The following is a 12,195-nucleotide window of genomic DNA, read 5'->3' on the forward strand; positions in this document are numbered from 1 at the left end:
AAGCCGCATAAAGCGGCTTTAGAGGAGTAATGAAAGTCGTGACTTAGTCTAACTTAGATTGTACGAATGCTAGGATTTCTTCCATTGTTGTATCATCAACTTTCTTAAGATTTAACGCCAAGTTTGAACCCTTACGGCTATATGACGCTCGACCTTTAATAAGTTCAACTTTTGGAGAAGCTTTCTTCGCGGGTGCTGGTGCTAGTTCGAGCACCCAACCTTCTAAAGTCTCTGTCACGTCTTTTGTTAAACGAGTTACGCCTTGAGCTTCGCTGCGCTGCCACACAAAACCTTCAGAAGCACCACACTTGGTCAGTAATGTTTGTTGCTGCTCACTAGTAAGACCGCTAAATTGTTTGTGTAACTTAACAATAGTCGGACGGCCAAGATCGCTCACATTTGGGTAAGCTTGTAATAATTCAAGTGGTAAAGCGGCCGCTTTCAACGCGCCACTCACCAAAGCTTCACTGCACTGGAACATTTTAGCGAGTGCTTTCTGGTCTTCAGCTTCGCCTTTATCAAGCTTCGCTTGCATCTCCTTCCCCTTCTCATAGAGAGAAAGTGGTTTATGAGCGTTAGCTACATCTGATAAAAACTTAGCATGTTCGCCGTTAATGTTTTCAGCGACATAGATCAAGAACTCTTTGTCAGCCAAAATACATGACATACGACGACGGCTACCATCAAGAACTTCAATCTTGCCGTCTTTGTTCTTACGGCCAACCGCTGGATATTGCTGGCCGCGCTCTTTAAGCGTAGTTAGTACGTCAGAAAGCGCGTGCTCATTCAAGAAAGACTGCTCACGAGCATTCTCTTCAAAAACAACCGTTCGTGTTGCTACATCAGCGGCTGGAATTCGAACCAATTCAAATGAAACTAAATCTTCACCCGCAACAGAAAGCTCAATCACTTGAGCTTGCTCTTTTACCGCAGTTTGAGCTTCTTGTGGCGTAGCTACGCGACGTTTGTTTGCTTTACCAAATAGCTTTGCATTTAAGTCAGATGTTTTAATTGCCATTCTTGTTATCCCTGATTAAGTGAAGGCCAGTTGCTATGTAATACACGCTCTAATTCTAGAGCACTTTTTTGTACTGCGTCTTGAGCCACAGCCAGAGTTTTCTTACCGCCCTCAAAGTCGCTTACCGTCAGATCGAAAACCGTGCTGTAAGTGTCAGCACAAGTTTCAAAGGCGCGGCTTCTTGGAATCGTGGCCATCATTACTTGGTCATTCAACAGGTAGTTCATCTCAGTCAGAACTGATACCTGCTTTTTATTGTCGTCTTCAAACATCGTTGGCATTAGACGAACGAACTCAAGCCCTTTCCAATCGTCCGGGAACATTTCATAAACCGTTGGCAAGTGCTGGAAGAAGTTAACCGTTGAAGCCCAGTCCAAACGCTTGGCTGCACATGGTATTAAAAGTGCGTTCGACGCGTACATTGCATTCCACACTAACGGGTCCACGTGTGGTCCAGTATCAATCATGATCACATCAAAATCATCGGCGATTTTGTCGATAAGCTTTTCTTTCAAAAGACGAACAATATCAAGTGACTGATCTCTAGACAGACTTTGCCATGCTTCAGCGTTAAACATCGCATCTTCTGGGAAGGCTGAAATAGTCTTCAAATTAGGATACTGAGTTGGCAACAGCACGTTCTTACGCAAGAATTCTAGGTCAACATCCTGCTCTTCTGGCACATTATCCAACATGATATCAACTGCAGAATAAATGCTGTCATGCTCTGCACCACTAATTTGTGGGTTTAAGAACAGACGCAAAGAGCCTTGTGGATCCAAGTCAATCAAACAGATACGGTAGCGCTTGTCCAAATTTAGAGATAAGCACGCAGCTAAGTGAACTGCCGTCATTGATTTACCCGTACCGCCCTTTTGGTTTTGTACGTTGATAATCCATGGTTTGTTGTCAGCATGCTGCTTACGTTGATGGAACTTCGGCACTTCTGCCGCGTCCATCAACATGTGAGCTTCTGTCAATGAAATCGAGTAGTGATTGGCATTGTTCTTTGTAAACTGATGGCCATCAGCTTCAAGTTTAGTGATCGCTTCATCGAGTTTACGACGCGTTAAACCAGAACGAGTCTCCATCATAGCTTTAGACATTGGAGGGAAATGTTCATCACTTCGCTCTTCCAAAATAATCTCAATTCGGTCAGCCTGAACTTGTTGAGTTTGTTCGGCTAGCTGATAGAGCTTATCAATCGTTTGTTCTCTTTTCATTGCCAGTTTCCGTAATGATTAACTAAGTACAAATTGTACAGCGATTAACAACAAACACAACAAAAACATGAACATGCATTTATGAGTAAACTCACATAAAATAGACAGTGTTTTTACAATTTGATGAAACATCACCTCAGAGTAATACTGAAAGTCATCATTTTCATCATGCACAACCATGTTATTTCTAGTGCACATTTAAAATGTTACAGCATCACTTATTTACAATGTAAATGAAATTATCGCTAAAAAACTGCGGAACGATTGAAACACAACTATAGATTACGGTTGGTGTGATTTGCATTCGAATTTATAGATTTTCAATTCAATAAAAATTAAAAAACGCTCAATGGACAAAAAATTCAAAACAGAAGAGAAGAGGAGGTGCAAAAAAAACAACAGAGGATTCTAACCTGAGCGGAAGAATGATCATGGAACATATCCAGTGTAAGATAATTAATAACACCCAATTATGAAGCATGATCAAGGCGTAAACTTAGCAATATTGATCCGAACAACTGCACATTACAAATGATCAAATTACGGAAAAATGATCAAGTAAATATCGTTCCGGAAGCATGTAATTTAAGAGCTAAGTTACGGACAAATGCTTTTGCAATGGGGATTCAACGCCTATAAGGGCTCAATGATTGAAAATTCAATCTACACTGACCGAGAATACGCAAACATGACAATTTCATGATCATGCTTCCAAGTTAACTCCCACCTGCGCTAAATACATCAAAGCTATCCATTTTCAACAGATACAGATTAAACTTTATCCTAAATAGGGCGGGAAGGATAAAAAGTACCATCACTTGATCATTGTTCCTATAGATTGGCCATCATAAATATCCACATTGATGTGTATGAAGTGACTTAGAAGATGATGTTGACTTCCGAACTGTGGATAAGCTGTATAAGTATAATGATCATGCTTTCAAGCCAATAATGATCATGCTTACAATGACTTAATGATCATACTTCTGACGCTCTGTGATCATGCTTTCTTTGATTTAATGATCATAGTTTCGGGGTTTTTATGATCATGCTTTCCAAGGGGTTTTATTTTAAACTTTTAAATTCAGCAACTTAAAAGCAAAGAAACAGCCAGATCATTAGATCACTTAATCATTTAAGATCATATTAATCAAAAAGATCAGTTATTTAAAAGCTAATAAATTCTCTTTATTTATGATCATTCTTTCTTTATCATTCAGGAACTATAGTGAAATTACGGTTAGTGTGATACGGATCAAAAATGAAACCAGAAGAGAAATTGTTAATTAAGGCACGAAGCCACAAAGATGGTCATTTATTTGAGGTATCTGAAACAGCCGTTGAATGGATAGAACAATATCAACACTTCAAAGGTGTCACCAAAAGCATTGTTGAGCTTCTTAACCTAATTTCACTTCGTGGGTTTAGCAGCAAAGACGGTTACGTTTCCACTACCGAGATTATTGAATCAACCGATGGCCAAGTTACTCGTGCAGCCTTACAGCAAAGGTTAAGAGCTGCGGTTAGTATCGGTCTTTTCAAACAAATTCCGGTTCGCTTTGAAGAAGGTCTTGCTGGCAAAACTATGCTGCATCGCTTTGTGAACCCAAACCAATTGATATCGGTACTGGGTGCTACTAGCTTAGTGACAGAAAGCGTGAAGCAAAATGAGAAGCAAAAGCGATCTAAAGCTCTAGCTCAAACCAAAGTCAACAAGCGCTTATTGAATGAACACGGACTCAATACCCCACCAACGATGAAAGACGAAGCCGATCAATTTATTGTGTCGCCAACTAATTGGGCAGGTATTATTGATCAAGCCTTAGCGCCCCCTAGAACGCGCAAGAGCTACCAAAAATCAATGGTTTCGATCTCTGGCACTCGAGCGGTGATCGAGACACGATCTTCAAAAAACATTATGACGGTTGATGATCTGATGACGCTATTCGCGTTATTCACGCTTACTGTTCAATATCATGATCATCACCAAGATGATTACCATCTAGACGCTAAACACACACCGAACAAAACACCACTTTACATCACGGATATTTTGTCCTTGCGTGGCAAGAAAGACAGCGGGCCGGCACGTGATTCGATCCGTGACAGTATTGATCGTATCGAATTTACCGACTTCCAATTGCATGAGCTCACAGGCCGTTGGCTTAGTGAGAACATGCCAGAAGGCTTTAAGAGTGATCGTTTCCGATTCCTAGCTAGAACCATTACCGCATCGGAAGAAGCGCCTACAGAAGGCTCTGACGGCGAAATTCGCATTAAACCGAACCTGTACATCCTGGTTTGGGAACCGTCGTTCTACGAAGAGCTGCTCACTCGTGATTATTTCTTCCTATTTCCGCCAGAAATCCTGAAGCAACATACCTTGGTCTTCCAAATGTATTCGTACTTTAGAAGCCGTATGGCACGCCGCCATACAGATTGCATGTTGCTCAGCGAGCTGAATCAGAAATTGGCGCGTAACATCGATTGGCGTCGTTTTTCTATGGATCTGATCCGCGAGCTCAGAAAGTTAGGTGAAGTAGGGGATCAAGAAGATACCTTCCTGGTTAACCTTTGGGGGTATCACTTAACGATCACCGCGTTGATCGAAAAAGGCAAAACGACTGATTATCAGGTTGATATCAAATGTAATGTGGAAGAAGTCTTACGTTACTCAAGAGCACGCACCACCAATGCAGGCAAGCGTAATATGGCACCAACGTTACCGAACCCACTGCGTAATGAAATGGTGTCTAAGCAGAAATTGGAAGAGTTGTCTGAGATTATTGATGGTGAGTTTGAGCCAATTCAGCGCAAAGCACCGTCGCCAAGAGGCAAATTGGGACGTCGAGTTAAGCAGCGTAAACACTCTGTTGAGATCAACGCTGACGAAATCATGATTACTCTCTCTAAATATACCTCTGCAGAGGCTCTAGAACGCAGCATAACGGCTTTATCTGCTATGACAGGGCATTCACATGCTTCAATCAAAGAAGAGTGTTCTGAGCTCATTGAGAAGCTTGATTGGTTGAGAGTAGGGGAGGACGTTATCCCATACGAAACACTGAGTCGTTTGATTGAGCTTTACAACGACCGTGACAGCACTAGCAATCGACACTTGTCTATTGAGCGCTTGATCTCTGGTTTAGCTGTGCGTCGTAAAGTGTGTAAACAAGTTCACGAAGGTCATTTAGACGAAAACGTGTTCCTAGCGCTCGACGAAATGGCGATTGGCCACTAACCACCAATCACTGTCACTGCTCAGTTGTAAGAAGCCCATATTTACGGTCGACGAATGGATAGTTTTAACACATTAGGTGCTGATTAAAACCGCACCTAACGCTGACAAAGTGATGACAAAGTAACGCATCTAGTTGATTATTATTTATCCCGAATAGACAACCTTTGTCCTTTCTTATGATTAATAGATTGGCTCATATTTTGTTACATCATACTGAATAGATTTTTGCGAGTTCCTTAGGGACTCGCTTTTTTTTGCCCAAAATTCAGAGTATTACATACTCATTCCGCAAAGATGATCAAGGCCGTATAACTTGATCATCTTTACGTATTTATTGCCAATATTCCTTCTATAGCTTCTTCAAATATAAAAAGACGCAATTATCAAGACCATTCTTTTCATGTTTAATTTTGAAAATCAATAATACCCTTCCCTAATTATATTTTGGTAGGGACGTTTTGTAGATGAATAGAAAATTAGCAGTATTAGTGATTGCAACAGCGATCGCTGGATGTGGAGGAGGGGATGAAGGCAGTACTCCATCAGTAACCGGTACTAGCCTAGTAAACTTATCAACGCTATCAAATGTGTCGGTTCAACTGCAGACGGTGCAATGTAATCAACTACAATTGGTTGGCAAGAACTATGTAAAGCCTAGGACGGTTGATAGTTGTTGGCTTCTAGAGGTGCCAGAAGACTACACGCAGCCAGAGGGGAAAAAAATTAAAGTTGCGGTTGCTAAAACTCTTTCGCAGGGACCCAAAAAAGGCGCCTTCTTACACCTTAATGGTGGTCCGGGCGGCATGTCTATTGATTGGGCCCAAGAAATTGAAAATGATCTTTCTGTTTTATCGGCTAATCATGACATCTATTTTGTTGATCAACGTGGTACCGGGTATTCTACTCCCTCTTTGAGCTGCGAATTTGAAGACTCTGGTACTGCTCAGCAGATTAAAGGTTGCAAGGATAAATATGTCAACGATGGCGTGGACTTGAATCAACATACTAATATAAACAATGCATTAGACTTACTGTTGCTAGAGAAGAAACTCTCTGAAGTTAAAGAAATAGACGGTGGGTGGAAGCTTTATGGTGTGTCATATGGAACACGTCTAGCTATGACAATGGCTCGTGAAGAGCAAAAGCAGATTAAAGCTGGGTATCAGGCATCCAATACAATTCAAATGATGGTATTAGACGGTGTCTTTCCCATCGAAATGAATGGCATTAAGGATATGCCTTGGTCAAACTATGAAGCGCTAGATAGAGTTCTAGAGGTGTGCGCGCGCAGTACCGGCTACTGCGATGAAACGAAATTTAAATCAGATTTAAATATTAAACTTGCTCAGATTGATGAGAAGTACCATGATTTTTTTGTCAGCTACTTGACCACAAGAAGCATCCGTCGCGATGACAGTATACCTACCGCTGGTAAATTTAACCCAGTTGAATTGGTTAAATTAACCAAAGAAGAAACAGAAACTGTGTTAGACGCATTAATTGCTTTTGAGGCCAATGCTTATAACCCTTCTAATCCAAGTCATTTTGCTGCAATGGGGTTAGCAAATATTTGTTCTGAGGAACCAGTTAAACAGCCCTACTACACAAGTCATCATGAGAGTCGAGCAAAGTGGGGAGCGGATGTACAAAATGTAGTAGATAATAGTACTAATTTGGGATTGACGCTTGAAGCATGTCAAGCCATGGATGTTGAGCCTGTAAGCAGCAGCTCTTATGCTTCTATGGAGAAGGTTGATTATCCTGTGCTCATTCTCAACGGCGCGAATGACGGTATTACACCACCTGCGCTGGCTGAAGTTTCTGCTAAGAAATTCTCGAATATGCTCAGCTTGACCTACGATCAAGGTTCTCATGGTATATTGACTGATGCCCAAGATAGTGTTCCTTGCCTGAAAAATTTGATTCTTAGTTCGATCAATGAGCCTGAGAATATGCGTAGCTTAGATACTACATGCTTAAATGTTTCTGACTTTAAGTATGTGGCGGACATTGATATCTGATGTAAGGCTCAAGCTTGTGCCCTCATATTTTAAACTGGTGTGAGGGCACATTGGGTAACTGGCCGATCTTAATGTGGAGCAATCGAAGCTCTTTGATCATCGTTCTGGTATTGACTTGCCATAAAGCGTACATGCGATTCGATCAATTTTTCTGATTCTTCTTTCCAGCGCGGTTCTTGTTGTTGGTTGGTAAACTCCAAAGCCAATACACACAAGTGCTGTAGCCGCTGTGTACACCACTCTTGTAAGTCAGGTTCTGATTTTGGATTACAAGACACAGCTTGAAGCTTGCTATAGGCAAACATCAGGTATTGGAAAGCTTTTTCCTGATGGTGCGAGCCACTAAGTTCGTTTGAGATAGATGGTGGGCTTGGTGGTGGAAGCTTTGTCGATGCCGTCAGAATTTCATCTTTATATCGATAAAACGTAAAGATTCTCAAGCATCCGTCTAACCAGCATGCGATGCCTTTGCTCTGTTCATCCGTGATCAAAGGCCCCCAGAGTGCATCTGGAGGCGTTAAGATCAAAGGCTCTAACTTCTCCACTTGATCATGCTTTCGGTCTTTGTACCAATTTCCGATCCGCTCTAACCAAGTGTCTAGTTCATTCATGCAACGTTATCCCACTGTTTAACATAGTGATTATCTGAAACTTGCTTGATCTCATGCTGTATTTCACTGCTTTGTTCACGAATACGACCAGCGTCTATTGAATAGTTTGGCTCATTTTTCACGAGTTCGCCAAATGGTAGATCAGGATCGGGCACAGCAGAGATCAATAACTTAGTGTATGGGTGTTGTGGGTTGGTTAAGATCGACTGGGTTGATCCCCACTCAACGATCTGTCCCTTGTACATCACAGCTGTCTCTTCTGCGATGTAGTGTGCTGTTGCGAGATCATGCGTAATGTACAAAAAACCTATCCCTAACTCTTTCTTCATCCTCTGCATTAGGTTCAAAACACCGAGTCGTATTGAAACATCCAACATCGAGGTGGGTTCATCGGCAAGGATAACCTCAGCACCGACTGCGAGTGCTCTGGCTAAGTTTATGCGCTGTCTTTGGCCTCCACTGAGCTCATGAGGGTATTTGGTGAGAGTTTCGATGGGTAACTCCACCAGCGTTAATAACTCGTTGAGACGCTCTGCGAGAGCTTGTTTCGTAGCAACTTGCTTGTGGATCTTAAGGGGCCGTGTTAAGTGGTGTTCAATGGTGTGGGTTGGATTGAGTGAGCCAAATGGGTCTTGAAATATCATTTGCACGCGGCTTCGGTAATCCAAGATATCTTTACGACTTTTTAAGGTAGAAATATCTCTGCCATTGAACAGTATTTCTCCCTCTGTTGGCGGATACACTTTGGTCATCAGTCGAGCGCAGGTGCTTTTCCCGCAGCCTGATTCGCCAACTAGTGCCAATGTTTTACCTGCATGTAAATCAAAACTCACCCCATGCAGTGCTCTAAAGATCTCTTCTTTGCCAAATCCACCACCAACAGTGAATTCTCTAACGAGGTTTTTTACTTGAAAAATAGGTTGTGACATGGAGCTCTCCTAGCACGCAGTTGCGTGAGCGTGTTCGTGAATATTGGGGAAGGAACTCCATAGCTTTTGGGTGTAGGAGTGCTGAGGGTTATTGCGAATCTCATGGGCTTGGTTGACTTCAACTATCTGTCCATGACGCATGATGGCAATTCGATCGCACAGTTGGCTCATTAGTGCGAGGTCGTGGGTGATAAACAATATTGAGAAACCAAACTCTTCTCTGAGTTGGTGTATTTGCTGCAGAATTTCGCGCTGTACAACCACATCCAGTGCCGTGGTCGGTTCATCCATGATAATCAACTTAGGGTTGAGCGCGAGAGCTATAGCAATCACCAAACGTTGACGCATCCCACCGCTAAACTGGTGCGGGTACTCGGTTAGACGGTGGCGAGGGATATTGACTAGGTCGAGTAACTTTTCGGCGCGATCTTTTGCTTGCTCGTTGTTCATGCCCTTGTGGTGGCGCAATACATCGGCAAACTGTTCTTCAATGGTCAGTACAGGGTTAAGCGAGTTCATCGCGCTCTGGAACACCATTGCGATCTCACTCCAACGTAAGGTGTTCAAGTGGCTGTCCGATAAGCTCAGCAGATCTTGCCCGCCAAACAGTATTTGCCCGCCAGAGATGAAAGCCGGTGGCTTATGCAGGCGGTTAATGGCAAATGCGATGGTACTTTTGCCACACCCGGATTCTCCCGCTAAACCAAAAATCTCGCCTTGGCCTATATTAAAGCTTACGGATTTTACGGCATTAAAATCGCCGTCATCGGTAATGTAATCGACACATAGATTCTTCACTTCGAGAAGAGGTGTCTCTGAATTTTCCCTAGACATGATAAACACTCAGTTATAATATTGATAACTATTATCATTAACATGTGTTGAATTTAGTGGAAGAGAAGAGCACAAAAAGAATGAAGTGACTCGAATTATTTTTTGATTATTTCATGAAGTTTCAGCGGGAAATAGGAAATGAGAACGAGGAAAATGAGAGGTGGATCAAACCACATTTCTTATGGGGAATCTTTTAAATGTAATGGCAGAAAATGGCTTTGGCAAAGTTTAAATGAGGCATTTATTAATTAGCTTTGTGAAGCGTCGGAATCATCACATTTCAGTACAGAATTGCTTAACAAGCGAAATAGCATTTGCTACAGATTACCTGTCCATTACATGGTGCTTTTCGGAGGAAAACATGTCCATTAATTCTATCAACCATGATGAAATGACAAATATTGCAAATAAGTGGGATGCTGAAGAAGAAGTATCTTTCAAACCAGAAAAGAAAATGAAATCTGCTGAAGCTCGTCGTCGTATTGAAGCTCTAAGAGAAATTAGAGAAAGCGGTTTTAGCCTGGAAGAAGCGAGGGAGCTAGGTCTAATTCATTAACAATCCCCATTGCATTTAGAAGGGTGGCGCACCGCCACCCTTTGATTTATATGCCTTTTTTAAAGAAGTTTGTGCTTTTTATAAGTAAACCATGCTCCTTGCCTCTCACCATTTAAATCCATTGTCCTTCCTCTACATTATTTGTTCTCGACTAAAAACATGCCCTTGGCATACTCTTTAACTAAGTTGTTTGACAGTTATATGCAACGCCACTAATTTTAAAGTTAAAGCAAAAATATGCGATGTTGTTGGTAAGGAGAAGGCTATGTCTAATTCGGTGGCTAAAGCCAAAGAAGTGCTGTTCTATGAACCTGAAGATCCAAACGGGTACCTGTCAAATTTTGCCGCTTGTCCTATCAAAATCGACGATCAAGTTTGGGCAACCAGCGAGCATTATTATCAAGCGATGAAGTTTGCCTCTCAAGCGCTGCGTAACACCATTCTCGAAGCCTCGACTCCTGCTGAAGCATTCTCTTTAAGCCGTGATTATGAAGACCAAGTTCGGGAAGATTGGTATGACATTCGTGTTGAAGTGATGCAGTTCATTGTCACAGAGAAGTTCAGGCAGAACCCACAGTTTGCGTTGTTTCTTACTAATACCGGAGATTCGGTGATAAAAGAACATTCGCACAAAGACCACTTCTGGGGGGATGGTGGCGATGGAACCGGCGAGAACCATTTAGGCAAGATTCTGATGGCAGTACGACAAGAGCTTCGTACTCAGCAACTGCATTTGATTGCTGCACACTAATCCATTTACCTCCGTGGTTCCAAATTAAGTAGGTCGATTACAGGTAAACTCTTTTAGCCCTTAAAGATGAATTAAAAAAGGCCGCCCTACTTAGCTTCTGTGCTAATCAGGGCAGCCTTTTAGGCTTAAGAGCGAGTTAGTCATCGAAGAGAGCTAAATTACGATACCTAAGCTATACCTTTATGCGAAGGTTACAACTGATGCTGTTGCTATAAGTAACTCTGTACGATGTCGTTGAGCTGACCATCGTCTTTCATTTGGTCGAGGCGCTGGTCGATGAAGCTTTGCAGTTTAGGATCCATCTCTGGGTCAAATGCTAAATGGATGGGGTAGTTATTAATCACTGAGCCAAACTCTTGCATCTGGTAGTCATCAATACTGAGTTTCTGCTCATTTAGGTTGTATTTGATTCGAGATTCCATTTCAACAAAAACGGTATCACCCGGAGTTCGGTTTAATACACGAAAAGCCGCGCTGTAATCTTTAACTCGAATCTCGTTAAGCTTACCTTGTTGGATATAAGGCTCTAGATTTGGATATTCAAACCCCACCAGCAATACAACCGCTTTTCCGTTTAAATCATCGATAGTGTTGAACTCAAATGGCTTCTTGCCGCTGCTAAGTAACACATGTTTTACATTGTAAATCGGATCTTTAGACAGGTTTACAGATTGGATATTTCCCCAACTTGGGCTGCCATAGGTGACCCAGTTTGGATTCTCTCTAGCGTCGAGCTTATCGATCATTCGGTTGAAAGGGTAGGTGTGGTAATCGATCTCGTATTGGCTGTCGTCAAATACGGCTTCAACAATATCCGAAACCATTCCTCTGTGAGATGACCCGTCAGTTTCGATCTGAAAAGGTTGCGCTTGGCTTGCAATAATGTAGTAGTGAACAGGTTCGCTTGCAAAAGCATAACTGTTTGAAAACAAACTGACTATGGATGCAACTATTAGATGTTTTTTCATAACCTTCCCTAGTTATTTGATGAATGACTACTATTATACTAGT

10 protein-coding genes are annotated in these 12,195 nt (G+C 42.0%); 4 read left to right on the forward strand and 6 right to left on the reverse strand.

Features of this window, described 5'->3' with window-relative positions; genetic code table 11:
- Positions 1 to 43: 43 nt before the first annotated feature.
- Both MED222_RS16215 and MED222_RS16210 read right to left on the reverse strand, forming a co-directional pair.
- Complete coding sequence (locus MED222_RS16215) at positions 44 to 1,018, reverse strand: ParB/RepB/Spo0J family partition protein (protein ID WP_009846015.1); 975 nt, start codon at positions 1,016 to 1,018, stop codon at positions 44 to 46.
- A gap of 5 nt (positions 1,019 to 1,023) precedes the next feature.
- Positions 1,024 to 2,241, reverse strand: a complete 1,218-nt coding sequence (locus MED222_RS16210; RefSeq protein ID WP_009846016.1) for a ParA family protein — start codon at positions 2,239 to 2,241, stop codon at positions 1,024 to 1,026.
- 1,261 nt (positions 2,242 to 3,502) lie between these two features.
- Here MED222_RS16210 and MED222_RS16205 point away from each other — a divergent pair.
- The gene (locus MED222_RS16205; RefSeq protein WP_009846017.1) at positions 3,503 to 5,482 is read left to right on the forward strand and encodes a replication initiator protein RctB domain-containing protein; all 1,980 of its coding nucleotides are present in this window, start codon (positions 3,503 to 3,505) and stop codon (positions 5,480 to 5,482) included.
- Between the two features lie 464 nt (positions 5,483 to 5,946).
- Complete coding sequence (locus MED222_RS16200) at positions 5,947 to 7,503, forward strand: alpha/beta hydrolase (protein ID WP_009846018.1); 1,557 nt, start codon at positions 5,947 to 5,949, stop codon at positions 7,501 to 7,503.
- Positions 7,504 to 7,571: 68 nt separating this feature from the next.
- Here MED222_RS16200 and MED222_RS16195 read toward each other — a convergent pair whose 3' ends face one another.
- From MED222_RS16195 to MED222_RS16185, 3 genes are read right to left on the reverse strand one after another with little or no spacing between them, the layout of a single operon-like run.
- Positions 7,572 to 8,114 (reverse strand): hypothetical protein, encoded by a 543-nt coding sequence (locus MED222_RS16195; RefSeq protein ID WP_009846019.1) that lies wholly within the window; start codon positions 8,112 to 8,114, stop codon positions 7,572 to 7,574.
- Positions 8,111 to 9,043 (reverse strand): ATP-binding cassette domain-containing protein, encoded by a 933-nt coding sequence (locus tag MED222_RS16190; RefSeq protein ID WP_009846020.1) that lies wholly within the window; start codon positions 9,041 to 9,043, stop codon positions 8,111 to 8,113. Before MED222_RS16190 ends, MED222_RS16195 begins: the two co-directional genes overlap by 4 nt.
- A gap of 9 nt (positions 9,044 to 9,052) precedes the next feature.
- Positions 9,053 to 9,877, reverse strand: a complete 825-nt coding sequence (locus tag MED222_RS16185) for an ABC transporter ATP-binding protein (RefSeq protein ID WP_009846021.1) — start codon at positions 9,875 to 9,877, stop codon at positions 9,053 to 9,055.
- 361 nt (positions 9,878 to 10,238) lie between these two features.
- Between MED222_RS16185 and MED222_RS16180 the strand changes: the two genes are divergently transcribed.
- Both MED222_RS16180 and MED222_RS16175 read left to right on the forward strand, forming a co-directional pair.
- The gene (locus MED222_RS16180; protein ID WP_004732575.1) at positions 10,239 to 10,433 is read left to right on the forward strand and encodes a PA3496 family putative envelope integrity protein; all 195 of its coding nucleotides are present in this window, start codon (positions 10,239 to 10,241) and stop codon (positions 10,431 to 10,433) included.
- 190 nt (positions 10,434 to 10,623) lie between these two features.
- On the forward strand, positions 10,624 to 11,184 hold the full coding sequence (locus MED222_RS16175; protein WP_012601297.1) for an NADAR family protein: 561 nt from the start codon (positions 10,624 to 10,626) through the stop codon (positions 11,182 to 11,184).
- A 209-nt stretch (positions 11,185 to 11,393) separates the two neighbouring features.
- On the opposite strand, the gene MED222_RS16170 is transcribed toward MED222_RS16175, so the two are convergent.
- Positions 11,394 to 12,152: a substrate-binding periplasmic protein gene (locus MED222_RS16170; RefSeq protein WP_009846023.1), complete on the reverse strand. Its 759-nt coding sequence runs from the start codon at positions 12,150 to 12,152 to the stop codon at positions 11,394 to 11,396.
- Between the last annotated feature and the right edge of the window lie 43 nt (positions 12,153 to 12,195).

The organism is Vibrio sp. MED222, from assembly GCF_000153005.1.
Classification (GTDB): Bacteria; Pseudomonadota; Gammaproteobacteria; order Enterobacterales; family Vibrionaceae; genus Vibrio; species Vibrio tasmaniensis_A.

Coding starts and splice junctions, on each gene's coding strand:
- MED222_RS16215 (WP_009846015.1), bottom strand. CDS start 1,018: ATGGCAATTAAAACATCTGACTTAAATGCAAAGCTATTTGGTAAAGCA.
- MED222_RS16210 (WP_009846016.1), bottom strand. CDS start 2,241: ATGAAAAGAGAACAAACGATTGATAAGCTCTATCAGCTAGCCGAACAA.
- MED222_RS16205 (WP_009846017.1), top strand. CDS start 3,503: ATGAAACCAGAAGAGAAATTGTTAATTAAGGCACGAAGCCACAAAGAT.
- MED222_RS16200 (WP_009846018.1), top strand. CDS start 5,947: ATGAATAGAAAATTAGCAGTATTAGTGATTGCAACAGCGATCGCTGGA.
- MED222_RS16195 (WP_009846019.1), bottom strand. CDS start 8,114: ATGAATGAACTAGACACTTGGTTAGAGCGGATCGGAAATTGGTACAAA.
- MED222_RS16190 (WP_009846020.1), bottom strand. CDS start 9,043: ATGTCACAACCTATTTTTCAAGTAAAAAACCTCGTTAGAGAATTCACT.
- MED222_RS16185 (WP_009846021.1), bottom strand. CDS start 9,877: ATGTCTAGGGAAAATTCAGAGACACCTCTTCTCGAAGTGAAGAATCTA.
- MED222_RS16180 (WP_004732575.1), top strand. CDS start 10,239: ATGTCCATTAATTCTATCAACCATGATGAAATGACAAATATTGCAAAT.
- MED222_RS16170 (WP_009846023.1), bottom strand. CDS start 12,152: ATGAAAAAACATCTAATAGTTGCATCCATAGTCAGTTTGTTTTCAAAC.